Here is a 23,977-nt window from a genome sequence, read left to right as displayed (position 1 = left end):
GGCCGCCCTGACCCCCGTCATGCCCGAATCCATCCACGCGAAATCGGCAGGGCCAGCACCTTGCGATACAGCCCCTGTACCGCCGCCGTCACTGGCGCGCCCGCGCGGCGCCACACGGGAATCGTGACCGCCGCGGCCATGGGCGCCAGCAGCAACCCGCCCAGGATATCCAGCGGGAAATGCACGCCCAGGTACACGCGCGATGTCCCCACGAGCAACGCGCCCGCCAATGCCAGCCAGCCCCATCCCGCCCAGCGGCGATCCAGGATCAGCGCAAAGGCGAAGGCCGCGATGATGATCGTGTGATTGCTGGGAAACGACGAGGTCGCCTTGTGCGTGAAGAAGGCGTGCCCCAGGCCGATCACGAAGGGCCGCGGATGCGGCCACAGCATGCCGCATAAATAACTGGCGGCCAACGCCACGGCGACGCTGGCCAGCGCCTTGAGCATCAGGCTGCGCTGGGCTTCCTTGCCCCACAGCCACACGGCGGCCATGACGCCCGGCACCAGCAGGATGAGCTTGTTCGCCACCAGCATGGCCGCATGGATCCGCCACGCGGGCGTGGCGGGGTCGGCGTTGATCAGAAGAAAAAGGGACTGGTTGAAGCTTTCCAGGAAATCCATGACACGTCATCGCGGCGTAATAAATCGGTTGCCGCGATGGTAATGACCGTACCCGTCAGTTCCCTTACAACGCGCTTCGATACGGCCGCTTTTACTTCTGGATGCGATTGCCCTGGGCATCGACAACCGGCTCGCCGCTCTCCTTCGAGAAAGCGCCCTTCTGCGGCGACGGAAGAATGTCCAGCACCAGTTCGCACGGCCGGCACAGCTTCGCGCCCAGCGGCGTCGACACAAAGGGACGGTTCAGCAGGATCGGGTGCTGCTCGATCGCGTCCAGCAACGCGTCATCCGACAGCGACGTGTCGTCCAGACCCAGTTCCGCGTAGGGCGTGCCCTTTTCGCGCAGGGCATCACGCACGCTGACGCCGGCCTTCTTGAACAGCGCTTTCAGCGTGTCGCGCGAGGGCGGCGTTTCCAGGTACAGGACGACCTGCGGCTCGATGCCGGCGTTGCGGATCAGGCCCAGCGTGTTGCGCGAGGTGCCGCACTTGGGGTTGTGGTAGATGATGACGTCGGACATGAGGGCTCCTCTTTCGGGTGATGCGCGATGAATCTGCACAATGCAACTGCGCCATGCCATTGAGCAAGGCAAGACCCGGAGCATAGTCCATCCACCGCGCCGCAGTCCGGCGCCGCGCCGCCGTCACACCGACAGATGCCGCCGCACGTCCTCGCCGTCGATGGCATCGCGCCCGCCGCTTGCCACCACCTCGCCGCGCGACAGCACGACAAACTGGTCCGCCAGTTCGCGCGCGAAATCAAAATACTGTTCGCACAGCAGGATCGCGATGTCGCCGCGCTGGCGCAGCATGTGGATCACCCGCGCGATGTCCTTGATGATGGACGGCTGGATGCCTTCGGTGGGCTCGTCCAGGATGATGAGCTTGGGCTCGGCCACCAGCGCCCGCGCGATGGCCAACTGCTGCTGTTGCCCGCCAGACAGATCGCCGCCGCGCCGCGCCAGCATGCTTTTCAGCACCGGGAACAGTTCAAAGACTTCCTCCTTGATGCGGCGGGCGCGGGCCGCGGGTTTGGTCGCCATGCCCATCAGGATGTTTTCTTCGACCGTCAGCCGCGCGAAGATGTCGCGGCCCTGTGGCACATAAGCCATGCCGCGCGCGGCGCGCTGGTGCGGCGCCAGGCGCGTGATGTCGGCCCCGTCGAAGGCGATGCCGCCGCGCGCCACGGGCAGCACGCCCATGACGCACTTGAGCAGCGTCGTCTTGCCCACGCCATTGCGGCCCAGGAGCGCCAGGCATTCCCCTTGCCGCACCGACAGCGACACGCCGCGCAGGGTATGGCTGCCGCCGTAGTATTGGTCGATCGTGCTTACGTCCAGCATGTTCAGCGCCCCAAGTAGACTTCGATCACGCGCGGGTCGGCCTGCACACGGCTCATCGGGCCTTCGGCCAGCACCGAGCCTTCGTGCAGCACCGTCACCTTGCCATCGCCCGCGATCTGGTTCACGAAGTCCATGTCGTGTTCCACCACCATCAGGGAATGCCGGCCGCGCAGTTCGTTCAAGAGTTCGCCGGTGCGTTCGGTCTCGGCGTCGGTCATGCCGGCCACGGGTTCGTCCAGCAGCAGCAACTGCGGCTCCTGCATCAGCAGCATGCCGATCTCCAGCCACTGCTTCTGGCCGTGCGACAAGAGGCCCGCGGGCCGCCATACCTCGGGCCGCAGCCGGATCAGGTCCAGCGTCTCGCCGATCCGGTCGGCCTGTTCGCTGGACAGCCGCGAGAACAGGGTGGGGCGCACGCGCTTGTCCGTCTTCATCGCCAGCTCCAGGTTCTCGAACACGGTGTGCTGTTCGAACACCGTGGGGCGCTGGAACTTGCGGCCGATGCCCGCGTGCGCGATTTGCGCCTCGCTCAGCGTCGTCAGGTCGATGCTCTGGCCGAAGTAGGCCGTGCCCGCCGTGGGCCGCGTCTTGCCGGTGATGACGTCCATCATGGTGGTCTTGCCGGCGCCGTTGGGGCCGATGATGCAGCGCAGTTCGCCCACGCCGATATCCAGCGTCAGATCATTCAACGCCTTGAAGCCGTCGAAGCTGACCGTGATGCCTTCCAGGTACAGGATGGCGCCGTGGCTGGTGTCCAGGCCCTTGGGGCTGACGCGGCCATAGCCGGCGTCGCCGCTCGGGCCGCCGTCCAGCGTGGCAGATTCGATGTGCGTGGTGGTCATGCCTTTCTCTCCTGGACGCGGGCCGCGATGCGGCGGGCAAGACCGACGATGCCGGTGGGCAGGAACAGGGTCACCAGCACGAAGATGAGGCCCAGCGCGTACAGCCAGTATTCCGGCAGCACGCTGGTGAACCAGGTCTTCAGGCCGTTGACGGCGCCCGCGCCGATGATGGGGCCGATCAGCGTGCCGCGCCCGCCCGTCGCCACCCAGATGACCATCTCGATGGAGTTCTCGGTGGACATTTCACCGGGATTGATGATGCCGACCTGCGGCACGTACAGCGCCCCGGCGATGCCGCACAGCACGGCCGACAGCGTCCACACGAACAGCTTGAATCCCAGCGGGTCGTAGCCGATGAAGCGCACGCGGCTTTCGGCATCGCGCACGGCGGTCAGCACGCGTCCCAGCTTGCTCTGCGTGACCATGCGCGCAAGAATCAGCGCGCCGGCCAGCGCCGCCAGCGTCACCCAGTACAACGTGGCGCGCGTGCCGGGCGCGGTGATGTCAAAGCCCAGGATGCGCTTGAAGTCGGTAAAGCCGTTGTTGCCCCCAAACCCCGTGTCGTTGCGAAAGAACAGCAGCATCGCGGCAAAGGTCAGCGCCTGCGTGATGATCGAGAAGTACACGCCCTTGATGCGCGAGCGGAAGGCAAAGTAGCCGAACACGAAGGCCAGCACGCCGGGCACCAGCACCACCAGCAGCATCGCGTACCAGAAGTGTTCGGTGAAGGACCAGTACCAGGGATAGGTCTTCCAATCCAGAAACACCATGAAGTCGGGCAGGTCGCTCTGGTAGACGCCGTCGCGGCCGATGGCGCGCATCAGGTACATGCCGTGCGCGTAGCCGCCCAGCGCAAAGAACAGGCCGTGGCCCAGCGACAGGATGCCCGCATAGCCCCACACCAGGTCCAGCGCCAGCGCCGCCATGGCGTAGCACATGAACTTGCCCATCAAGGCCACGGCGTAGGCCGACACATGCAGTGCATGGCCGGGCGGAAACACCAGATTCATCAGCGGCAACAGCGCCAGCAGGACGACGCCCGCGGCCAGCGCCGCCCACACACGGCCCGAGAAGATCGGGCGGCGCGCCAGCAGGTTCAGGTCGGTCAGCGCGGTCTGTTTCATTCGACGCTCCGGCCCTTGGGGGCGAACAGGCCTTGTGGCCGCTTTTGGACGAACAGCACGATGAGCACCAGGATGGTGATCTTGGCCATGACAGCTCCCGCGTAAGGCTCCAGGAATTTATTCACGCCGCCCAGGCCGAGCGCGGCGATGACAGTGCCGGCAAGCTGGCCCACGCCGCCCAGCACCACGACCATGAACGAGTCGACGATGTAGCCGCGGCCAAGGTCCGGCCCCACGTTGCCCAGTTGCGAGAGCGCCACGCCGGCCAGCCCAGCGATGCCCGAGCCCAGGCCGAAGGCCAGCATGTCGACGCGCCCGGTGGGTACGCCCACGCAGTCCGCCATGCGCCGGTTCTGCGTGATGGCGCGCACGAAGAGGCCAAGCCGCGTGTGGTTCAGCAACGCCCACACCAGGAAGACGACAAAGAAGGCAAAGCCGATGATGACGAGCCGGTTGTAGGTGAGCACCAGCCCGCCCAGCACGGTCACGCCGCCCGACATCCAGCTGGGGTTGCCGACCTCCACGTTCTGCGCGCCGAAGAGCGACCGCACGCCCTGCATCAGCATCAGGCTGATGCCCCAAGTGGCCAGCAGCGTTTCAAGCGGACGGCCATACAGCCAGCGGATCACGGTGCGTTCCAGCGCCATGCCCACCAGCGCCGTCACCACGAAGGCAAGCGGCAACGCGGCCACGACATACCAGTCCAGCCAGCCCGGCAGCCAGGCGCGAAACACCGTCTGCACCACGTACGTGACGTAGGCGCCGATCATCAGCAGTTCGCCGTGCGCCATGTTGATGACGCCCATCAGGCCGAAGGTGATGGCCAGGCCCAGCGCGGCCAGCAGCAGCACGCTGCCCAGGCTCACGCCGTAAAAGAGATTGCCGGCCCATTCGATCGTGGCCAGGTGCCGGTCGATCTGCTTGAGCGCATTGGCCGCCGCCTCGCGGACGCCGGCGTCGGGTTCGGTGTACGTCCCGTCGCGCTCTTGCGTCAAGGCCGCCAGCGTGGGCCGGAAGGCCGCATTCTTCGTGTCGCCCAACACCTGCACCGCGTGGCGGCGCTTGGCGGGGTCTTCGCTTTTCAGTTCGAGATTGGCCTGCGCGATCAGCAGTGCGCCGCGCACGGCCTCGTTCTTCTCCGCTGCCAGCGCCTTTTCCAGCATCGGCAGGCGCGCCGGGTCGCCGGTCTGCTGCAGCCGCCGGGCCGCGTCCAGACGCTCGTTGGCGTTGTCGGAGAACAGGCGGGATCCCGCCAGCGCGGCCTCGATGGCGCGGCGCAGGCGGTTGTTGATGGAAATCGTGCCCGCGTCCGCGGGCAGGTCCACGGCAGCGCCCGTGGAGGGGTCAGTGGCGCGCGACCCGCCGGCGCCGATCAGCACGCGGCCGTCGGCAGTGGCGTAGAGCTGGTCGCTGCCCAGCGCCTGCAGCACCGCGGCCGCAGCGGGATCGGGCAGTTGGCCCAGCGCGGCAATCGCCTGCAGCCTGGCGTCGGTGTCGTCGCCGGCCAGCGGCGCAAGCAGGGCCTGGTCCACGCCGGCGGCGGCCGCGGGCGCGGCCAGCGCCGGCACGGCGATCAACCATGCCAGGAGGAAACGACGCAAGAAGTGTGCGATTGCCGCGATGCGCATGGCTGCCTTTTCCTTGGGGTTGAGACTACAGGCCTTGCTTGCCTTCGTTGCCCGGGATGTACGGGCTCCACGGCTGGGCGCGGATCGGACCCTTGCTCTTCCACACCACGCTGAACTGGCCGTCCGCCTTGATCTCGCCGATGTAGACGGGTTTGTGCAGGTGGTGGTTGGTCTTGTCCATCTCGATCGTGTAGCCGTCCGGCGCGTTGAACTTCTGCCCGCCCATCGCCGCGATGACCTTGTCCACGTCGGTGGTCTTGGCCTGTTCAACCGCCTGCTTCCACATGTGGATGCCGATGTAGGTGGCTTCCATCGGATCGTTCGTCACGACGGTGTTGGCGTTGGGCAGATTCTTGGCCTTGGCGTAGGCCTTCCACTTCGCGATGAACGCGTCGTTGACGGGGTTCTTGACGGACTGGAAGTAGTTCCACGCAGCCAGGTGGCCGACCAGCGGCTTGGTGTCGACGCCGCGCAGTTCCTCTTCGCCCACGCTGAACGCCACGACCGGCACGTCGGTGGCCTTCAGGCCGGCGTTGCCCAGTTCCTTGTAGAAGGGCACGTTCGAGTCGCCATTGATGGTCGAGATCACCGCTGTCTTGCCGCCCGTGGCGAACTTCTTGATGTTGGCCACGATGGTCTGGTAGTCGGAGTGGCCGAACGGGGTGTAGACCTCGTCGATGTCGCTGTCCTTCACGCCCTTGGAATGCAGGAAGGCGCGCAGGATCTTGTTGGTGGTGCGGGGATAGACGTAGTCGGTGCCCAGCAGCACGAAGCGCTTGGCGCCGCCGCCGTCTTCGCTCATCAGGTATTCCACGGCGGGAATGGCCTGCTGGTTGGGCGCGGCGCCCGTGTAGAACACGTTCTTCTCCAGCTCTTCGCCTTCGTACTGCACGGGGTAGAACAGCAGACCGTTCAGTTCCTTGAACACCGGCAGCACCGACTTGCGCGACACCGAGGTCCAGCAGCCGAAGACCACCGCCACCTTGTCCTGCGCGAGCAGCTGGCGCGACTTCTCGGCAAACAGCGGCCAGTTCGAGGCGGGGTCCACCACCACGGCTTCCAGCTTCTTGCCCATCACGCCGCCGTTGGCGTTGATCTCGTCGATGGTCATCAGGGCCACGTCCTTGAGCGACGTTTCCGAGATGGCCATGGTGCCCGACAGCGAATGCAGGATGCCGACCTTGATGGTGTCCTCGGCGGCATGGACCTGCGGCATCCATCCTGTCATGGCCAACAGGCTCACGGCGGTCAGTTGCTTAAGGGCTAGTCTGCGTTTCATGGTGACTCCTGGATGGAAGGTGCCGGCCTGGCCGGCGAGAGAACGTTCTGAAAATGCAGTCGCACAGGGACTCAAAAGCAAAACGCGTGCCAAGTTTTGGCAGGCATGCGGCTGCTGTATGAAGCGGGCGGGTTTACGCGAAGGCGCGTGGCGATGGCGGCGCAGCGCGGCGGGGATCAGAACGGTGCCGTCTGCACAGAATCGGTGCGTGTTGCGCGCGATGACGGTGCGGCGTGCATGCCGATGCCATGGCCTGCGAAAGCGGCAGGCCCGCGGTCTTGCCGCGCGTTAGAGGGAAACCGGCGTGCGCGGCCAACATGGCACGCACTTTGCTTGGGAATCCGTACTTGTATACAAGAAAGGATTCCAGCATGAATGCCGCAGCAACGCAGAAGCACCCCGCCGGTTGGACGATCGCGCAATGGCAGGCCGCCTACCGCGACGGTGCGCAGCCTGAAGGCTTGTTGGCCGGCCATGTGGCCGCGCCGGATGACGTCGAAGACAATGCCTGGATCCGGCGCGTGGACCGCGCGCAGCTCGACGAACAACTCGACGGCCTGCGTCTCTTGCTGGCCGCGGCGGGCGGCGACATCTCGCGCCTGCCGCTGTATGGCGTTCCCTTCGCGATCAAGGACAACATCGATGCGGCCGGCTGGCCCACGACCGCGGCGTGCCCCGAGTTCGCCTACGCACCACAGGAAGACGCCACCGTCGTGCGCCGTCTGCGCGCGGCCGGCGCCATCCTCATCGGCAAGACGAATCTGGACCAGTTCGCGACCGGCCTGGTGGGCACGCGATCGCCGCATGGCGCCGTGGCCAACACGTTCGATCCCGCCTACGTCAGCGGCGGTTCCAGCTCCGGTTCGGCATCGGTGGTCGCGCGCGGCATCGCGGCGTTTTCGCTGGGCACCGATACCGCGGGCTCCGGCCGCGTGCCGGCCGGCTTCAACAATATCGTCGGGCTTAAACCCACCAAGGGTTGGCTCAGCACCGCAGGCGTGGTGCCGGCGTGCCGCACGCTGGACTGCGTATCGATCTTTGCGCTGACGGTGGACGACGCCGACAAGGTGGCGCAAGTGGCCGGCGGGTACGACGATGCCGATCCGTATTCGCGCCCCATGCCGGTTGGCGCGTCGCTGCCGTGGCCGAAGGCGCCTCGGTTGGCGGTGCCCGCATCGCTGGAATTCTTTGGCGACACGCAGGCCGCCGCCGCGTTCGACGACGCGGTGCGTGCACTGCGTGCCGAGGGCGCCCAGGTTGAACCGATCGACTTCGCACCGTTCAGCGAACTGGCCGCGCTGCTGTATCAAGGACCGTGGGTGGCGGAACGCTTTGCGGCCGTGGAAGCGTTGTGGAAAGAGAACCCCGGCGCCATCAATCCGGTGGTGCGCGGCATTGTCGAACAGGCCGCGAACTACACCGCGCTGGACGCCTTCAAGGCCGAGTACCGGCGCGCCGAGCTCACCCGCCAGATCCATCGTGTGCTGGATGGCTTCGATGCGCTGGTCGTGCCGACCTCGCCGTCCATCTACACCATCGCCCAGCTTGAAGCGGACCCCGTCACGCTCAATTCCCGCCTGGGTGTCTACACCAACTTCGCCAATCTGGCCGATCTGTCCGCGCTGGCAGTGCCGGCCGGCATGCGCGCCGATGGGCTGCCGTCCGGCATCACGCTGATCGGACTGGCGTGGCAGGACCGCGCGCTGGCGCAGTTCGGCAGGCAATGGCAGGCGCGGCGCGGGCTGCCGCTGGGCGCAACCGGGGTGCCGCTGCCCACGCTGGCGGCGGATGGCGCACCGTCCGCGGACACCGTGCGCGTCGCCGTCGTGGGCGCGCATCTGACCGGCATGCCGCTCAACCACCAACTGACGTCGCGCCACGCGGTGTTTGTCGAGAAGACGGCGACGGCGGGCGACTACCGCCTCTTCGCCCTGGCCAACACCACACCGCCCAAGCCCGGGCTGGTGAAGATGGACAGCGGCGCCGCCATCGAGGTCGAGCTGTGGGACGTGCCGGTGACGGCCTTCGGCGCGTTCGTGGCCGAGATTCCCGCGCCGCTGGGCATCGGCACGCTGGAGCTGGCCGACGGCCGGCTGGTCAAGGGCTTCATCTGCGAACCGCGCGGCCTGGAGGGCGCGCGCGACATCACCGCGTTCGGCGGCTGGCGGGCCTATCTGGCCAGCCTGAATGCCGCGACCCGCTGACTACCCGCTACCCACTCGATAACCCCGCCCTCACCTCAGGGAGTCGCACCGTGTTCGATACCGTTCTGATTGCAAACCGCGGCGAAATCGCCGTCCGCGCCATCCGCACCCTCAAGCGGCTGGGCATCCGCAGCGTGGCCGTCTATTCCGATCCGGACCGCAACGCCGCGCACGTGCGCGAGGCCGATGTGGCCGTGGCGCTGGGCGGCGAGAAGGCGGCCGACAGCTACCTGCGCATGGATCTGCTGCTGGCCGCCGCACGCGAACAGGGTGCGCAGGCGATCTATCCCGGCTACGGCTTTCTGTCGGAAAGCGCTGAATTTGCGGACGCCTGCGAGGCTGCAGGCATCGCCTTTGTGGGCCCCACGCCGCTGCAGATCCGCGAGTTCGGGCTGAAGCACCGCTCGCGCGAACTGGCTGCGGAAGCCGGCGTACCGATGACGCCGGGCACCGGGCTCCTGTCCAGCCTGGGTGAGGCGCTGTCGCAGGCCGAGCGCATCGGCTATCCCGTCATGCTCAAGAGCACGGCGGGCGGCGGCGGCATCGGTCTCTCGCGCTGCGAGAACGAGGCGGAACTGACCGTGGCGTTCGACAGCGTGCAGCGCATGGGCGAGCACTTCTTTCGCGATGGCGGCGCGTTCATCGAGCGCTATGTGGACAACGCGAGGCACGTCGAGGTTCAGATCTTCGGAGACGGTGCGGGCCGCGTGCTGGCGCTGGGCGAACGCGACTGCTCGGTGCAGCGCCGCAACCAGAAGGTCATCGAGGAAACCCCCGCGCCGTTGCTGCCGGCCGCCACGCGCGCCGCGCTGCTGGATGCCGCCGTCAAGCTGGGCGAATCGGTGAACTACCGCTCTGCCGGCACGGTGGAGTTCATCTACGATCCGGCGCGCGACGCCTTCTATTTTCTGGAGGTCAACACGCGCCTGCAGGTCGAGCATCCGGTGACCGAGGCCGTCACCGGCCTGGACCTGGTGGAATGCATGCTACGCGTCGCCGCGGGCGAGCCGCTGGATTTCGCAGCCATGTCGCGCGCGCCGCAAGGCGCATCCATTGAAGTGCGCCTGTATGCGGAGGATCCGCTGCGCCAGTTCCAGCCGTCGCCAGGCGTGTTGACCGAGGTCTCGTTCCCGGAAGGCGTGCGCGTCGATGGCTGGGTCGAGACCGGCACGGACGTGCCTGCGTTCTATGACCCGATGCTGGCCAAGCTGATCGTGCATGCGGACACGCGTGAGGCCGCGCTGGACAAGCTGGCCGACGCGCTGGCGCGCACGCGGCTGCACGGCATTGCGACCAACCTGGATTACCTGCGCCAGATCGTGGCCGATGCGCGCTTTCGCGCAGGGCAGCTGTCCACGCGCTTTCTGGAAAGCTTTGCATACCGCCCGTCGGCGATCGAGGTCGTGGAAGCCGGCACCTACACCAGCGTGCAGGACTATCCCGGCCGCGCGGGTTACTGGGACATCGGCGTGCCGCCGTCCGGTCCCATGGACGACTACGCGTTTCGGGTCGCGAATCGCATCGTCGGCAACGCGCCGGACGCGGCCGGCATCGAGACCACGCTGGTCGGACCCACGCTGCGTTTTCACGGCGATGCCGTCGTGGCGTTGACCGGCGCCTCGTGCGCCGCCACGCTGGACGGCGAACCTGTGCCGATGTGGCAGCCGATCTTCGTGACGTCGGGGCAGGTGCTGGCCACCGGCCGTGCGCTGTCCGGCTGCCGCAGCTACCTGGCGGTGCGCAACGGTCTGGACGTGCCGCTGTATCTGGGCAGCCGCTCCACGTTTGCGCTGGGGCAATTCGGCGGCTATGCCGGCCGCACGCTGCGCGTGGGCGACATGCTGCCCGTGATCCGCCCCGAGCTGGCTGGCGCCACGGCCGCGCCGCCCGAGACGCTGCCACAGGCCGCGCCTGCGACGCTGATCCCCGAGTACGGGAGCACCTGGGAGATCGGCGTGCTGTACGGCCCGCACGGCGCGCCGGACTTTTTTCAGCCGGAAGCCATCGACGCGTTCTTCGCGGCCGACTGGGAGGTGCACTACAACTCCAACCGCCTGGGCGTGCGGCTGATCGGGCCCAAGCCGACGTGGGCGCGTGAGAACGGCGGCGAGGCGGGCCTGCACCCGTCCAACATCCACGATTGCGAGTATGCGATCGGCAGCATCAACTTCACGGGCGACAGCCCCGTGATCCTGACGCGCGACGGCCCCAGCCTGGGCGGCTTCGTGTGCCCCGTCACCATTGCCCGCGCCGAACTGTGGAAGGTGGGGCAGGTCAAGCCCGGCGACCGCATCCGCTTCGTGCGCATCGACTACCCGCAGGCCGTGGCGCTGGAAGCTGCGCAGGACCGCCGCATTGCCGATCTGGCGCCGGCGGTTCCCGCTGCGACGGAGCCGACGCCCGTGCCCGCGACCGTCTCCGAGACCATCGTGGCCGCGCTGCCCGCTGACGGATCGCGTCCCTCGGTGTCGTACCGGCAGGCGGGCGACGGCTACCTGCTGCTGGAATACGGCGACAACGTGCTGGACCTGGCGCTGCGCATGCGCATCCACCTGTTGATGGAAGCACTGAACGCCGACCCCGTAGCTGGCGTGCTGGAGCTGTCGCCGGGCGTGCGCTCGCTGCAGATCCGCTACGACAGCCGGGTGATCCTGCAGGGCGCGCTCATCGCCAGGCTGCTGAAGATCGAGGAAGGACTGGCCGACGTCGCGACGCTGAAGGTGCCGACGCGCGTCGTTTACCTGCCCATGGCCTTCGAAGACAGCGCCACGCTGGGCGCGGTGCAGCGCTATCAGGAAACCGTGCGCGCCAGCGCGCCCTGGCTGCCGAACAACGTGGACTTCATCCAGCGCATCAACGGCCTGGATTCGCGCGACGAGGTGAGTCGCATCGTGTTCGAGGCCAGCTATCTCATCATGGGCCTGGGCGACGTCTATCTGGGCGCGCCATGCGCCGTGCCGATCGATCCGCGCCACCGCCTGCTGACGTCCAAGTACAACCCGGCGCGCACCTTCACCGCCGAGGGCACGGTGGGCATCGGCGGCGTCTACATGTGCATCTACGGCATGGATTCGCCCGGCGGCTATCAGTTGGTGGGACGCACGCTGCCCATCTGGAACAAGTTCCTGAAGAATCCCGTGTTCCAGGACGGCAAGCCCTGGCTGCTGCGTTTCTTCGATCAGGTGCGGTTCTATCCGGTCACCGAAGCCGAACTGGATGTGCTGCGCGAAGACTTCCGCGAAGGCCGCGCGACGGTCCGCATCGAAGAAGAGATGTTCGACTTCGCGGCGCACCAGCGCTTTGTGGCCGAACAGGCGGACAGCATTGCCGCGTTCCAGGCGCGCCAGAAGACGGCCTTCGATGCCGAGGTGGCGTTGTGGAAGAACGAGGACGTGGCGGCCGATCCCCCCGCCGCGCAACCCGAGGCCGAGACCGTGCTGCGTGACGGCGAACGGCTGGTCAGCGCGGATATGTGCGGCAACATCTGGAAGATCCCGGTCCAGGTGGGGCAGAGCGTGTCGGCCGGCGACACGCTGGTGGTGGTCGAGGCCATGAAGATGGAGCTGTCCGTCATCGCGCCGGCCTCGGGCACGGTGTCGGCGATCCGCTGCGTGCCCGGCAAGCCTGTCAACGCGGGCGATCCGCTCGTCGTGATCACCGAAGACGCCACGTGCGTCGTGACGGGATGATGCGGCTGGAAGCCGTCCAGGCCGGTCCGGCAATCCGGCAGGCGCCGGCGCTGGCCGGCTCGCTGGCCGATCAGGTCTACCAGCGCATCAAGGACGACCTGTTCGGCTTCCGGATGCTGCCGGGCGAACGCTTCACCGAGGCCGATCTCGTGGCGCGCCTGGGCGTGAGCCGCACGCCGGTGCGGCTGGGCCTGGCGCGTTTGGAACGTGAAGGCTTCGTGCTGGCGCGGCCGCGCAGCGGCTGGCAGGTGCGGCCCTTCGATTTCGAACGCTTCGAGGCGCTGTACGACGTGCGCGTGGTGCTGGAGCTGGCGGCGGTGGACAAGCTGTGTGCGCGGCAGGACATGGATCGGGCCGGGATGCTGGGCGCGCTGACCGACGTGTGGCTGGTGCCGCCCGCGCAGCGCATCCTGGACGGCCGGCTGGTGGGGCAGCTGGACGAGGCGTTTCATTGCGCGCTGGTCGCCGCGGCCGGCAACCCCGAGATGGCGCAGATCCACCGCGACGTAACGGAAAAGATCCGCATCGTGCGGCGGCTGGATTTCACGAAGGACTTCCGGGTGGATGCCACGTACGACGAACACGCGGCCATTCTGCGTGCGGTGCTGGCGCGCCGCACCGATGAGGCCGCGCGCTTGCTGCGATCCCATATCGACATGAGCAAGGCCGAGGTGCGCAAGATCACGCTGCACATGCTGCACGAGGCGCGCGCCAGCGCCGGTTGAAAGGTCGAGGGCAGTTGGCGGGTTTCGGTTCCGAGCCCCTGTCTTCAGCCCTGAAGCTGCCGGTAGACTTCCTGCGACACGCGCTGCAACTCATCGCGGCTGACCGCGCCGGACAGCGCGTAGCCGAACTCGCCTTCGACCCAATAGAACACGCGGACGGGTCCTTCCTGCGTGAACTGGAAGGCGGTCTGCCCGCCTGCCGCTTCCCGCGTCACATACAACGTCAGGCGCTGCCCATCGGCAGCGCCGTACATGAACTGCGCGACGGGCCCCGCGCCGCCGGGCAGGAGGCGTCCGCCGATCAATTCGTAACCCGTTTTCGACAGCGACGGTGCGCGCATCGGCGCGCCCATGCGTTTGGTCAGCCAGGTCACCAGCGCCTTCTCGTTGTCGCCGCTGACTTCAACGGGCCGGCCCATGTCGGGCGCAAACACGGCGTGGGCGATGGCGGCGCGCTGGGCGTAGCCGCCCGCCGCGCGCTCGGGACTGGCGGTGGCCAGCGCGGCTTGCAGATGACGCGCGTCGACGGCGCCGCGCGCGAACCACGCCAAGCTGGCGCTGACCGCGGCAATCGCCACGCTGGCCGCCATCGCGCGCCACGGCCACGTCCGTGCCGGGGCGCGCAGCGGCAGGCGCAGCGGCAGCGGTTCGTCCAGCACGGGGTCCAGCAAGGCATGCAGCGCGCGCCGTTGCGCCTGCCAGTCGTCCACGCGCGTCTGGTCCTGCGGATGCGCGGCCAGAAAGGCGGCCACCTCGGCATGACGCGCGGCGGAGAGTTGGCCGTCCGCGTAGCCATGCAGATCGGCTTCGGTGATCGGCGTGCCCGCGGCGGGAACCGGGTGGAGGCGTTTGTCGTTCATGGCATTTCACGCGGGGTGGGAACGGGCCGCAGTCGCGGCGCGGCATCGCGGCCGCGCATCAGTGCGCCGAGCTTCTCGCGGGCGCGCGACAGGCGCGACATGACGGTGCCGATGGGCACCGACAGGATGCGTGCGGTCTCCTGATAGGAAAGGTCTTCGACCGCAATCAGCAGCAGGACCTCGCGCTGCTCGGCCGGCAGGGCCTGCAGGCAGCGGTCCAGGTCGCGCACTTCAAGCTGATCGGTCTGGGTGGCGCGCACCGGCGCGTCGGGCAGGTCGCCCGGCGCCGTCTGGTCGGTGCGCCGGCTGGCGGCGCGCACACCGTCGATGAAATGGTTGTGCATGATGCCGAACATCCAGGCGCGCAGTTCGCCGCGCCGCTGCCAGCGGGAATAGCGGCTCCATGCGCGCTCCAGCGTGTCCTGAACGAGGTCGTCGGCCCGGTCGGGGTCGCCCGTCAGCCCGCGCGCGTAACGCCGCAGGCTGGGGATGCAGGCCAGGATCTGGGCTTCGTCTTCGGCGCGCATGGTCTGATCGGGCAGCAGTCCGGATCAGGGTTTGACGACGTGCCAGATTTCCTTGAAGTTGTCGCCGGTCTTGTCACCCGGCTTGGTGTCCTTGGCGAACAGGTACAGCGGCTTGTTCTTGTAGGCCCATTGCTTGCTGCCGTCGGGGCGGGTGATGACCGTCAGGTCGCCCATCGGTTTGGCGTCGCCGGTGGCCATGGCGGGCGGCCAGGCCTTGGCGCACTGGTCAACGCAGGCGCTCTTGCCCGCGGTGTCCTTGTCGAAGGTGTACAGCGTCATGCCGGCGCTATCGACCAGAATGCCGTTCTGGGTCTTGACGGCCTGGGCGTGGGCGCCGGCCGAGAACAGGGCGGCGCAGGCAAGAGCCAGAGCCGCGGCGGTGTGTTTGCGCATGGTGTGCCTCGTAGAGGGAAAGGATTGGGGGACTGCCCTCTACGGACGCCGGCCGGGGCCGCTTTATTCCAGCGGTCCGGAAAAAAGCTGCCGCGAAGGGTTCAAGCGCCCGGCCGGACCGCGCCGGGGTCATACCGCATTTCGTGCTCCAGCTCTGTCTCCTCCACGGAAGTGAAGCCCAGCGCCTCGTACAGCCGCCGGGCGGGATTGCCTTTCAGAACGCTCAGGGTGACTGGCGCGCCTTCCTTGTCCGCCCGGTCCAGCACCTTGGCGAGCAGCCGGCGGCCCAGCCCCTGACCCTGGAAATCGGGATCGATCTGGATCTGCACGATGCGCCAGCCCGCTGGATCGCGGTAATGCTTGAACAGGCCGGCAGGACGGCCGGCCAGCCAGACGATCTGGGCGTCGTCAAAGTGGTAGTGGATGCGCGCCAGGTGCTCGGCATCGTCCACCGGAATGCCGGCACGCTCCAGATACGCCGTCATCGTGCGCTTGCGCAGGGACAGCAGAAACGGCACATCTTCTTCGGTGGCGGGCTGCAACGCCAGATCGGGGGTGAGGCTCATGTTGCGGTGCGAAGGGAAGGGGGGAGCGCGGGCGCCGCCGGATGGCGGGCGGGTTGCCTGACGTTATAGATCGGTTGCGCGGTGGGCGCCAGTGCCTAACCCTTCAACATCCCCAACGGCTCCGGCCCGAAATGCCGCAGATTCGGGAACACCGTCCGCAGATCGTCCCGGCTGGCGCCGAACCACGCGCCCAGGTCTGCGCCCAACTGATCCACCGACGTAGTGGGCAGCAGCCGGCCGTTGTCGACGAATCCAGGCCCATTCAGCGCGATTTCCGGGTGGGCGCCGTAGCAGCGGCCGCCGTTGACCGCGCCGCCCAGCACGAAGTGATGCGAGCCCCAACCGTGATCCGAGCCGTTGCCGTTGGAGCCCAGCGTGCGGCCGAACTCGGAGGCTGTGAAGGTGGTGACCTGATCGGCTACGCCCATCTCTGCCAGCGCGCTCTGGAACACCGCCAGCGCCTGGCCCATCTCCTTCAGCAGTGCCGGGTGCGTGTCGTTCAGTCCCGTGTGGTTGTCATAGCCGTTCTGCGACACAAAAAACACCTGACGCCGCGCGCCCAGCGTGTCGCGGGCGGCGATGATACGCGCCACGATCCGCAGTTGCTGCGCGAGCGGCGTTGAAAAGTCCCCCGGCACGGCGACGTCCGCCAAGGCTGCCCGCAGGCGCGTGTCGGCCGAGATGGATTGCGCGGCGATGCGCGACATCTCGCGTTCCATCAGGTGTTCGCGCGGCTCGGTGATCAGGTCTCGCAGCAGCGCGGTGCAGGCGCTGGAACCGTACATGTCGCGATGCAGCAGGTCGATCTGTGTCGAGCCGTTGATGCCCACGCGATAACCGGCCACCTTGCGCCCGGCCAGCAGCACCGTGCTGCCGCCCGCCGTGATGCCGGTGAAGGTGCGCTGCGCGTTGGCGCCCGCGAACAGATCCGTCAGGCGGCCGGCCCAACCCGACGATGCGCCCTCCGGCGCCAGTGCCTGCCAGACCGATTGCTGGTCGTTGTGCGAGAACAGCTTGGGCGGCAGCGGCACGCGCGCCCCGATGTATTCGGCCTTGGTCGTGGGCACGATCAGCGGTCCCACGTTGAGCAACGCCGCCATGTCGCCGCGCTCGTACAGGGGGGCCAGCGGCGCCAGCGCGGGGGCCAGCGCAAACTGCATGCCGCCCTGCGTGTCGGCCTTGCCGCGCAGCAGGGTGGCGCGCAGCGCGTCGCGGGGCAGCGCGATGTCGCTGCGCGCCGTGGAATACGCGCGGTACGAAGACGGATCGTACGGGACCAGCGTGTTGTAGGGATCGTTGCCGCCGTACAGGAAGACGCACACGAGCGCCTTGTACGAGGGCGGGGCGGATTGCGCGGCAGCGGCGCCGATGGCGGCCAGGTTCAGCGCCAGCGGGGCGGCCGCGCGGGTCGCGCCCAGCGCAAAGGCGCGCAGCAGGAAGGCACGGCGGTCAAGGTCGCGGCGGTCTGTCATTTCTGCACCAGGTATTCAGGCGTGGCGGCCACCAGCATGATCGCGGCGCGAACCCGGTCGCGCGGGCGGTCCGGCGGCAGCGTGGCCACGGCCTTGGCGATGGACGCCGCCGTGCGTGCGCTGAAGGCGTCGCCCGCCAGCAGCAGCACGACGCGCGCCACGAGTGCTTCAGGATCCTTGGCCAGCGCGATCTCGGGCGTATAGCTCGTCTGCAGATCCTCCCAGCCGCGGTCCGCGTAAATCGCCAGGAAGTTCAGGTAGCCCGCAATGCTGGTCTCGTCCGTGATCTGCAGTTCCGGGGCGACCAGATGGCGGCGGGCCAGTTCGGTGACCGGCGGCACGTAGCGGGGCCGGAAGAAGTTGAACACCGTGGCCGACCGCATGGGACTCTGCGCCAACCGGATCGTGTTGTCCGTGGTGTCCGGCATGGCCCATTCGCCGTTGGTGGACGTGGCCCCGAATGCGCGGGCCCAGCCCGAAAAGCGCAGGATGGGCTCGCGCACCTTGCCCCAATGGGGCGAAGACAGGTCCGGCTGGCGCGCCTCGGGGTCCAGCAGAATGGCGCGCACCACGGCCTTCAAGTTGCCGCGCTGGCCCGTGCCGTCGTCGTTGAACACGGCCGACACCCGGCCGACATACGCGGGACTGGGATTGCTGGTCACCATGCGCTGGATGAGCTGCATGCCGATGAAAGGCCCGACATTGGGATGGGCGCTGATGACCTCCATGGCGCGCTTGAGCGACAGATGGCCGTCGGTGCCGGGCGGGATGACCGCGCCCAGGAAGCGCTTTTCCGACATCGAGTGCAACGCGTTGTTCAGCGCCATGGGACGGCGATGAAACTCCACGTTCGTCTCCGGCCCGTTGATGTCCCAGCCCGTGAAGACCTTGGCCAGCCCCTGCACGTCCGCATTGGTGTAGGTTTCGACGGGCGCGCCGTTCACCATCTTCACCGTGCCGTCCTGGTTCAGCACCAGCAGGCCGATGCTGAACAGCTGCATCACCTCGCGCGCATAGTTTTCGTCGGGGTGGCGGCCGGTCTTGGGATCTTCCTTGCGGTTGCCGCGATAGGTCAGCATGCAGCCCATTGACAGGTTCTGCGTCACGGCGGTCAGCAGGTCCTGGTAGTTGCCCAGCGCGTGCTTGGCCAAGAGGTCCATGAAGCCCGCCGCGCCAAAAAGCGGCCACGACGCCGTGATGGACGAAACGCCGACGACGAAGATCTCCGACAGCGAGAACGCAACCCGCGTGCGCACCTGATCGGGCGCACTGATGAACTTGCGCCACAACGTCGATTCCAGCGGCGCGTTGATGCCGTTGCCCTTGAAGGCCTCGGTATTCCGGTTCTTTTGCAGCAGCCAATCGAAGTGCGTCTGCGACGGCGGCATCGCCAGCTGCGCGTCCAGCCACGCCGCGTAGCCGCCGCGCACGACGGCGTCTATGTCGGCCGGCGTGGGGCCGAACGTCGCCTGCGCCAGAAAGCGCGAAGCCTGGCCGGGAGTCGGGGATGCGGACTGCTGCGCAGCCGCTGACAGCGTAGCGGTCATGCGCCGGGCACCTCATCGAATGCAAAAACTTACGGTACTAAAAGCCCGGCGGGGCCTTCAATACCGTCATTCGGACGAGGGACTACACCAAACGCATGAGATCAGGCGGATATGGCGCGTCGCGCAAGCGTCATACAGCGCGCGTCACACGGAGCGCGTGATGCCGCCGTCGATGCGGATGTTCTGGCCGGTGATGTAGGAGGACGCATCGGAGGCCAGGAACGCGATCAGGTCCGCCACTTCCTGCGCCGTGCCGTAGCGGCCCATCGGAATGCGCACGCGGCGGTCTTCCTTTTCGGGCAGGCTGTCGATGAAGCCGGGCAGCACGTTGTTCATGCGCACATTGTGCTGCGCGTATTCGTCGGTAAAGACCTTGGTGAAGGCGGCCAGACCCGCGCGGAACACGCCCGACGTCGGAAACAGCGCTTCCGGCTCGAAGGTGGCGTAGGTGGAAATGTTGACGATGGCGCCGGACTGCTGCTGCTTCATCACCGGCGCGACCAGGCGGGTGATGCGCACGACGTTCAGCAGATAGAACTCCATGCCCAGGTGCCAGTCGTCGTCGCTGATCTCCAGCAGCGGACCCTTGGGACCGTGGCCGGCGCTGTTGACCACCGCATCGACGCGGCCCCACTTCTGCAGGGTGGCTTCAACCAGGCGGGACAGGTCTTCGGTCGAGCGGTTTGAGCCGGTGACGCCCAGGCCTCCCAGTTCCTGCGCCAGCGCCGCGCCCTTGCCGGACGAGGACAGGATGGCCACGCGGTAGCCGTCCGCCGCCAGCTTGCGCGCCGCCGCCGCACCCATGCCGCTGCCGGCCGCCGTGAGGATCGCCACTTTTTCCGTGCTCATGCTCGCTCCAGTCTGGAATTCGGGAGCGGCCATTGTAGGGGCGGGTGGGCGTGCGGCCCAAGACGCCGGACGCGGACGGCTACGGCTTGGACCCCACGCGCCAGATCACGTTGCCCACGTCGTCCGCCACCAGCAGGCTGCCCTGCGCGTCGATGGCCACGCCCACCGGCCGGCCCTGCGCCTGGCCGGCGTCATTGAGAAATCCGGTCAGCACGTCCAGGGCCGGACCGGCGGGCTGGTTCTGGTCGAAGGGCACGAAGATCACCTTGTAACCGCTGCGCGGATCGCGGTTCCAAGATCCGTGCTGGCCGACGAACATGCCGTTGACGAAGGGCGCCGGCAGCTTGGCGCCGCCCGACCACGCCAAGCCCAGCGAGGCGGTGTGGGGGCCCAGCGCGTAATCGGGCACGATGGCCTGCGCCACGAGGTCCGGCCGCGGCGGCGTCACACGCGTATCGACGTGCTGGCCGAAATAGCTGTACGGCCAGCCATAGAAGCCGCCGTCGCGCACAGAGGTCATGTAGTCGGGAACAAGGTCGCTGCCCAATTCATCGCGCTCGTTGACCGCCGTCCACAGCGTCTTGCCGTCCGGCCCCCACGCCATGCCGACCGGGTTGCGCAACCCCGTCGCAAAAAGGCGCTTTTGGCCGCTGGCCACGTCCAGCTCCCAGATGGCGGCGCGGCCCTCCTCGATGTCCATGCCGTTTTCGCCCACGTTGCTGTTCGAGCCGACGGACACGTACAGCCGCGACCCGTCCGGGCTGGCGATGAGGTTCTTGGTCCAGTGATGGTTCAGGCCCGCAGGCAGGTCGGTGACCTTCTCGGCGGGGGCGGTGATGTGCGTCTGCCCCGGCGTAAAGGGAAAGCGCACGACTGCATCCGCATTCGCGACATAAAGATGGTTGCCGATGAGCGCCATGCCGAACGGTGAATTCAGGTCTTGCAGCAGGACGGTCCGCGTTTCGGCGACGCCGTCGTGGTCGGCGTCGCGCAGCAACGTGATGCGGTTTGCGCTGACGGTCTTGGCGCCGGCCCGCTTCATCACCAACCCCGTGGCCCACGCCTTGATGCCGCCCGGCGCGTCCTCGGGCTTAGGCGGCGCGTTGGTCTCGGCGACCAGCACATCGCCGTTGGGCAGCACGTACAGCCAGCGCGGATGGTCTAGTCCGCTGGCGTAGGCGGTGACGGCAAGGCCGGCGGCGGGCGTCGGCTGCGCGCCGTCCTGCCAGCCCACGGCCTTGGCCGTGTTCACCGTGGGAATGAGCGTGGTGTTGGGCGGCGGCAGTTGGGGATCAGGACCCATGCCCGCTTCGACGGGCAGCTTGGCAACCTCGCCGCAGGCGCCGAGCAGCGTCAACGCCAGGACGGCCGCCGGCAGGATGCGCAGGGTAGGCATGACGCGCGCCTACTTCACCAGCGTGACCGGCACGTGCGCCAACTGCACGACCTGATTGGCGACCGACCCGATCAGGATGTTGGTCAGCTTGCCATTGCCGCGCGTGCCCATGACGATGCGCGCGCAGCCATGGTCCTGCGCATAACCCGCGATTTCCGCCGGCGCGTTGCCAAAGACGACATGACTGACATAGTCCACGCCGGCCGAATCCAGCTGCTTGCGCGCCTCTTCTGACGCTTCGCGGCCTTCGCGGGCGTAGAAGTCATTGATCATGTCCTGCGTGATCAGGCGCGACACCCCGGCGCGTCCGCGTGGCGGGGTCTGGATGTTGATGAGATGGATGCGCGCCGATTTGGCGCCCTGCGCGAGGCGGCGGGCGTACATGACGGCGCGATCGGCGTTTTCGGAGCCGTCGACGGGAACAAGGATATTCAGCATCGCAGCTCCTTACTTGACCAGCGTGACCGGCAGTTCGGTCAGGGACAGCACGCCCGTGGCGACCGACCCCATGAAAAGCGCCGACACGGACCCCAGGCCGCGTGTCCCCATGAAGATCTCGTTTGCGCCAGTTTCCTCGGCCACGCGCACGATTGTCTCTGCCGCCGCGCCGCCCTGGATGTGGGTCTCGAACGGCACGCCGGCCTGCGTCAGCAGTGCGCGGGCGGACTCAACCGCGGCCTCGCCTTCTTCCTGGTGATAGGCGTCGATCTCTTCCTGCGACAAGCCGCTGCCGAACGCGCCGGCCTTCAGGGGAATCTGGACCGTCAGCAGGTCCACGCGTTCGACGGGATCGTAGCGGCGCGCGTCGAGCAGCGCCTTGACCGCGTTCAGCGCGGGTTCCGAACCGTCGACGGGAATCAGGATGCGTTTCATGAGCGTCTCCTTGCGAACCGTGGGGGGCGTGCGTTCCACTGTATCCCACATTCGCCCCGCCGGCGGTGCCCCGGCGATGCGTCGGATCAAGGGGGGGGCGTTCCCCGCCACGCGTCGGGCACCGTCTCCGCCGTCATTGCGGTGCCCAGCAGCAGGCTGGCCTGCTGCGCCAGCGCGGGCGCTTCGCCGGTGGTCTGCAAGCGCAGTCCGCCCGGACCCCGTTCCCTCAGCAGGCCGCGTTCCTGCAGTTGGTGGCGCAGCCAGCGCGCCACCGGCGCGCCCGTTTCCAGCAGCGGAACGCCAGGGCCGGCGGCGTCCTGGATCACGTCGCGCAGGAAGGGAAAGTGCGTGCAGCCCAGCACCAGCACGTCCGCGCCGGCCTCGCGCAATTCGGCCACCGGTGCGCGCACGGCCTCAACGGCCTCGGGGCCCGACAGCACGCCTTGCTCGACCAGCCGGACCCACTGCGGGCAAGGGCGCAGCAGGATGCGCACTTCGGGCGCCTCGCGCTGCACGAGCGCGGCGAACTTGGGGCTGGCCAGCGTCCCCGTCGTGGCAAAGACGCCGACCACACCCGTATGCGTCAGGTGCGCCGCGGGTTTGATGGCGGGTTCGACGCCGATGATGATGAGCTCGGGATGACGCTTGCGCAGCAACGCGATCGCCGCGGCGGTGGCGGTGTTGCAGGCCACCACCATGGCGCGGGCGCCCTGCGACACGAAATAGTCGGCGATGGCGCAGGCGCGGCGCTCGACGAACGCCTGGGTCTTTTCCCCGTAGGGCACATGGGCGGAGTCGGCGACGTAGAGCAGGGACTCGTTGGGCAGCGCGTCGCGGATCGCGCGCAGGACGCTCAGCCCGCCGACGCCAGAGTCGTACACGCCGATGGGGGATTCGGAAAGCATGGAAAGACGTTGGTCTATGCAGGATGCGGTGGCGGCAAGTGTAGCGCCGGGGCCTACTGGCGTTCTGCCGGCGGGGTCAAGCGGCGGGTCCAGCGGCGGGTTTACCGGCGGGTTTACTGGCGGGTCTATTGGCGGGTTTATTGGCGGGTTTACTGGCGGGTCTATTGGCGGGTTTATTGGCGGGTTTATTGGCGGGTTTATTGGCTTTCCGCCGCCGGCGATGCGTCCCGCTGCCGCCGTGCCTCGTCGATCAGCTTGCGCGCGGCGCCCGACAGCGGCGCATCGCGCCAGATCAGGTTCAGCGGCGCGCGCAGGGCTTTCGGGTGCGTCACGCTGACGTACACCACGCCTTCGATGTTCACGCGGCGCAGCGACGCCGGCACCAGCGACACGCCCAACCCCGCGGCAACAAAACTCAGCGTGGACAGCATGCGCGGCGCTTCCTGCGTGACGCGCGGGCTGAAGCCTTCGGCGCTGCAGGCGGCAATGATCGCGTCGTACAAGCCCGGGCCGCTGTGACGCCGGTACAGGATCAGCGATTCGTCCGCCAGTTCCGACAGCGCGATGCGCTTGCGCGTGCGGCCCTTGACGGCGGGATGGTCGGCCGGAAAGGCCGCCAGCATGGCCTCTTCAAGCACGGTTTCCATCTGTACGCCCGGGTCCGCGTGCGCCCCACGGATGAAGGCGACATCGATGCGTCCTTCGGCCACGGCCTCGCGCAGTTCCCCGGTGCTGCTTTCTTCCAGCACCAGATGCACGTGCGGCGCGCTTTCGCGGAAACGGCGGATGACCGACGGCACGAACGGATGAAATGCCGCCGACCCCGTGAACCCCACCGTCAAGCGGCCCGCCTCGCCCTGCGACACCCGCCGCACACCGTCCACGGCCTGGTCCACCATCGCGATGATGTTGCGCGCGTCATCCAGCAGCGCGCGGCCGCTTTCCGTGAGTTCCATGCCGCGCGGCAGGCGGTGGAACAGGGTCACGCCCAACTCGGCCTCCAGCACCCGGATCTGCTGGCTGAGTGGGGGCTGGCGAATGCCCAGCCGGGCGGCAGCCTTGGTCAGGTGGGATTCCTCGGCGACCGCCAGGAAATAACGCAGGAGCCGCAAATCTACGCTTGCCATATGTGT

The 23,977-nt window shown here is 67.7% G+C and carries 22 protein-coding genes; 3 read left to right on the top strand and 19 right to left on the bottom strand.

The genetic code is table 11. The annotated features are described in order from the left end of the window. Positions 1 to 17: 17 nt before the first annotated feature. The 7 genes from AB3147_RS22270 to urtA all read right to left on the bottom strand — a co-directional run bounded on the left by AB3147_RS22270 (position 18) and on the right by urtA (position 6,838). Complete coding sequence (locus AB3147_RS22270) at positions 18 to 623, bottom strand: phosphatase PAP2 family protein (RefSeq protein ID WP_367352980.1); 606 nt, start codon at positions 621 to 623, stop codon at positions 18 to 20. A gap of 91 nt (positions 624 to 714) precedes the next feature. Further along, positions 715 to 1,143 carry an arsenate reductase (glutaredoxin) gene (gene arsC, locus AB3147_RS22265; RefSeq protein WP_175124473.1) on the bottom strand — a complete coding sequence of 143 codons (429 nt, stop codon included), beginning with the start codon at positions 1,141 to 1,143 and terminating at the stop codon, positions 715 to 717. A 123-nt stretch (positions 1,144 to 1,266) separates the two neighbouring features. Next, positions 1,267 to 1,965: an urea ABC transporter ATP-binding subunit UrtE gene (urtE, locus tag AB3147_RS22260; RefSeq protein WP_175137720.1), complete on the bottom strand. Its 699-nt coding sequence runs from the start codon at positions 1,963 to 1,965 to the stop codon at positions 1,267 to 1,269. 2 nt (positions 1,966 to 1,967) lie between these two features. Continuing rightward, entirely contained in the window at positions 1,968 to 2,807 is an 840-nt protein-coding gene (urtD, locus tag AB3147_RS22255; RefSeq protein ID WP_218343079.1) for an urea ABC transporter ATP-binding protein UrtD, read from the bottom strand. After that, on the bottom strand, positions 2,804 to 3,931 hold the full coding sequence (gene urtC, locus AB3147_RS22250; protein WP_367352979.1) for an urea ABC transporter permease subunit UrtC: 1,128 nt from the start codon (positions 3,929 to 3,931) through the stop codon (positions 2,804 to 2,806). The genes urtD and urtC overlap by 4 nt, the downstream gene beginning before the upstream one ends. Further along, the gene (urtB, locus tag AB3147_RS22245) at positions 3,928 to 5,559 is read right to left on the bottom strand and encodes an urea ABC transporter permease subunit UrtB (RefSeq protein ID WP_175137723.1); all 1,632 of its coding nucleotides are present in this window, start codon (positions 5,557 to 5,559) and stop codon (positions 3,928 to 3,930) included. The genes urtC and urtB overlap by 4 nt, the downstream gene beginning before the upstream one ends. Before the next feature lie 25 nt (positions 5,560 to 5,584). Next, positions 5,585 to 6,838 (bottom strand): urea ABC transporter substrate-binding protein, encoded by a 1,254-nt coding sequence (urtA, locus tag AB3147_RS22240; protein ID WP_128827272.1) that lies wholly within the window; start codon positions 6,836 to 6,838, stop codon positions 5,585 to 5,587. Between the two features lie 371 nt (positions 6,839 to 7,209). Here urtA and atzF point away from each other — a divergent pair, with 371 nt between their 5' ends. From atzF to AB3147_RS22225, 3 genes are read left to right on the top strand one after another with little or no spacing between them, the layout of a single operon-like run. After that, positions 7,210 to 9,042 (top strand): allophanate hydrolase, encoded by a 1,833-nt coding sequence (gene atzF, locus AB3147_RS22235; protein ID WP_367352978.1) that lies wholly within the window; start codon positions 7,210 to 7,212, stop codon positions 9,040 to 9,042. Between the two features lie 50 nt (positions 9,043 to 9,092). Then, on the top strand, positions 9,093 to 12,731 hold the full coding sequence (gene uca / locus AB3147_RS22230) for an urea carboxylase (RefSeq protein ID WP_367352977.1): 3,639 nt from the start codon (positions 9,093 to 9,095) through the stop codon (positions 12,729 to 12,731). Next, positions 12,728 to 13,456 (top strand): GntR family transcriptional regulator, encoded by a 729-nt coding sequence (locus AB3147_RS22225; RefSeq protein WP_367353571.1) that lies wholly within the window; start codon positions 12,728 to 12,730, stop codon positions 13,454 to 13,456. Before uca ends, AB3147_RS22225 begins: the two co-directional genes overlap by 4 nt. A 44-nt stretch (positions 13,457 to 13,500) precedes the next feature. Here the strand turns inward: AB3147_RS22225 and AB3147_RS22220 are convergent, their stop codons facing one another. The 12 genes from AB3147_RS22220 to AB3147_RS22165 form a co-directional block, all read right to left on the bottom strand. After that, positions 13,501 to 14,316 (bottom strand): anti-sigma factor family protein, encoded by an 816-nt coding sequence (locus AB3147_RS22220; protein ID WP_286937635.1) that lies wholly within the window; start codon positions 14,314 to 14,316, stop codon positions 13,501 to 13,503. After that, complete coding sequence (locus AB3147_RS22215) at positions 14,313 to 14,843, bottom strand: RNA polymerase sigma factor (protein WP_175124480.1); 531 nt, start codon at positions 14,841 to 14,843, stop codon at positions 14,313 to 14,315. The genes AB3147_RS22220 and AB3147_RS22215 overlap by 4 nt, the downstream gene beginning before the upstream one ends. 24 nt (positions 14,844 to 14,867) lie before the next feature. Further along, positions 14,868 to 15,236: a COG4315 family predicted lipoprotein gene (locus tag AB3147_RS22210; protein ID WP_175137728.1), complete on the bottom strand. Its 369-nt coding sequence runs from the start codon at positions 15,234 to 15,236 to the stop codon at positions 14,868 to 14,870. Positions 15,237 to 15,337: 101 nt separating this feature from the next. Then, complete coding sequence (locus AB3147_RS22205) at positions 15,338 to 15,802, bottom strand: GNAT family N-acetyltransferase (RefSeq protein ID WP_239212897.1); 465 nt, start codon at positions 15,800 to 15,802, stop codon at positions 15,338 to 15,340. A 95-nt stretch (positions 15,803 to 15,897) separates the two neighbouring features. Beyond that, positions 15,898 to 17,274 (bottom strand): DUF1501 domain-containing protein, encoded by a 1,377-nt coding sequence (locus tag AB3147_RS22200; protein ID WP_175137730.1) that lies wholly within the window; start codon positions 17,272 to 17,274, stop codon positions 15,898 to 15,900. Then, complete coding sequence (locus tag AB3147_RS22195; protein WP_367352976.1) at positions 17,271 to 18,821, bottom strand: DUF1800 domain-containing protein; 1,551 nt, start codon at positions 18,819 to 18,821, stop codon at positions 17,271 to 17,273. The genes AB3147_RS22200 and AB3147_RS22195 overlap by 4 nt, the downstream gene beginning before the upstream one ends. Before the next feature lie 144 nt (positions 18,822 to 18,965). Beyond that, positions 18,966 to 19,670 carry an SDR family oxidoreductase gene (locus AB3147_RS22190; RefSeq protein ID WP_175124487.1) on the bottom strand — a complete coding sequence of 235 codons (705 nt, stop codon included), beginning with the start codon at positions 19,668 to 19,670 and terminating at the stop codon, positions 18,966 to 18,968. A 79-nt stretch (positions 19,671 to 19,749) separates the two neighbouring features. Then, positions 19,750 to 21,066: a PQQ-dependent sugar dehydrogenase gene (locus AB3147_RS22185; RefSeq protein ID WP_367352975.1), complete on the bottom strand. Its 1,317-nt coding sequence runs from the start codon at positions 21,064 to 21,066 to the stop codon at positions 19,750 to 19,752. A 9-nt stretch (positions 21,067 to 21,075) separates the two neighbouring features. Further along, complete coding sequence (locus AB3147_RS22180) at positions 21,076 to 21,504, bottom strand: universal stress protein (protein WP_279970912.1); 429 nt, start codon at positions 21,502 to 21,504, stop codon at positions 21,076 to 21,078. Between the two features lie 9 nt (positions 21,505 to 21,513). Further along, positions 21,514 to 21,939 carry a universal stress protein gene (locus AB3147_RS22175; protein WP_218343085.1) on the bottom strand — a complete coding sequence of 142 codons (426 nt, stop codon included), beginning with the start codon at positions 21,937 to 21,939 and terminating at the stop codon, positions 21,514 to 21,516. An 86-nt stretch (positions 21,940 to 22,025) separates the two neighbouring features. Then, positions 22,026 to 22,844, bottom strand: a complete 819-nt coding sequence (gene murI / locus AB3147_RS22170; RefSeq protein ID WP_367352974.1) for a glutamate racemase — start codon at positions 22,842 to 22,844, stop codon at positions 22,026 to 22,028. 197 nt (positions 22,845 to 23,041) lie between these two features. Next, complete coding sequence (locus AB3147_RS22165) at positions 23,042 to 23,971, bottom strand: LysR substrate-binding domain-containing protein (RefSeq protein ID WP_175124492.1); 930 nt, start codon at positions 23,969 to 23,971, stop codon at positions 23,042 to 23,044. Positions 23,972 to 23,977 lie beyond the last annotated feature (6 nt).

Origin of the sequence: Achromobacter animicus, from assembly GCF_040775605.1 — a bacterium.
Lineage (GTDB): Bacteria > Pseudomonadota > Gammaproteobacteria > Burkholderiales > Burkholderiaceae_B > Achromobacter > Achromobacter animicus.
This window is presented reverse-complemented; position numbering and strand designations above follow the sequence as displayed.

Bases quoted from the DNA above. Each gene is read 5' to 3' on its own strand.
- AB3147_RS22210 (WP_175137728.1), bottom strand. From the start codon at position 15,236: ATGCGCAAACACACCGCCGCGGCTCTGGCTCTTGCCTGCGCCGCCCTG.
- AB3147_RS22190 (WP_175124487.1), bottom strand. From the start codon at position 19,670: ATGAGCACGGAAAAAGTGGCGATCCTCACGGCGGCCGGCAGCGGCATG.
- AB3147_RS22165 (WP_175124492.1), bottom strand. From the start codon at position 23,971: ATGGCAAGCGTAGATTTGCGGCTCCTGCGTTATTTCCTGGCGGTCGCC.
- urtC (WP_367352979.1), bottom strand. From the start codon at position 3,931: ATGAAACAGACCGCGCTGACCGACCTGAACCTGCTGGCGCGCCGCCCG.
- AB3147_RS22195 (WP_367352976.1), bottom strand. From the start codon at position 18,821: ATGACCGCTACGCTGTCAGCGGCTGCGCAGCAGTCCGCATCCCCGACT.
- AB3147_RS22215 (WP_175124480.1), bottom strand. From the start codon at position 14,843: ATGCGCGCCGAAGACGAAGCCCAGATCCTGGCCTGCATCCCCAGCCTG.
- murI (WP_367352974.1), bottom strand. From the start codon at position 22,844: ATGCTTTCCGAATCCCCCATCGGCGTGTACGACTCTGGCGTCGGCGGG.
- AB3147_RS22220 (WP_286937635.1), bottom strand. From the start codon at position 14,316: ATGAACGACAAACGCCTCCACCCGGTTCCCGCCGCGGGCACGCCGATC.
- AB3147_RS22225 (WP_367353571.1), top strand. From the start codon at position 12,728: ATGATGCGGCTGGAAGCCGTCCAGGCCGGTCCGGCAATCCGGCAGGCG.
- atzF (WP_367352978.1), top strand. From the start codon at position 7,210: ATGAATGCCGCAGCAACGCAGAAGCACCCCGCCGGTTGGACGATCGCG.
- AB3147_RS22270 (WP_367352980.1), bottom strand. From the start codon at position 623: ATGGATTTCCTGGAAAGCTTCAACCAGTCCCTTTTTCTTCTGATCAAC.
- urtB (WP_175137723.1), bottom strand. From the start codon at position 5,559: ATGCGCATCGCGGCAATCGCACACTTCTTGCGTCGTTTCCTCCTGGCA.
- arsC (WP_175124473.1), bottom strand. From the start codon at position 1,143: ATGTCCGACGTCATCATCTACCACAACCCCAAGTGCGGCACCTCGCGC.
- AB3147_RS22200 (WP_175137730.1), bottom strand. From the start codon at position 17,274: ATGACAGACCGCCGCGACCTTGACCGCCGTGCCTTCCTGCTGCGCGCC.
- urtA (WP_128827272.1), bottom strand. From the start codon at position 6,838: ATGAAACGCAGACTAGCCCTTAAGCAACTGACCGCCGTGAGCCTGTTG.
- AB3147_RS22175 (WP_218343085.1), bottom strand. From the start codon at position 21,939: ATGAAACGCATCCTGATTCCCGTCGACGGTTCGGAACCCGCGCTGAAC.
- AB3147_RS22185 (WP_367352975.1), bottom strand. From the start codon at position 21,066: ATGCCTACCCTGCGCATCCTGCCGGCGGCCGTCCTGGCGTTGACGCTG.
- AB3147_RS22180 (WP_279970912.1), bottom strand. From the start codon at position 21,504: ATGCTGAATATCCTTGTTCCCGTCGACGGCTCCGAAAACGCCGATCGC.
- AB3147_RS22205 (WP_239212897.1), bottom strand. From the start codon at position 15,802: ATGAGCCTCACCCCCGATCTGGCGTTGCAGCCCGCCACCGAAGAAGAT.
- urtD (WP_218343079.1), bottom strand. From the start codon at position 2,807: ATGACCACCACGCACATCGAATCTGCCACGCTGGACGGCGGCCCGAGC.
- urtE (WP_175137720.1), bottom strand. From the start codon at position 1,965: ATGCTGGACGTAAGCACGATCGACCAATACTACGGCGGCAGCCATACC.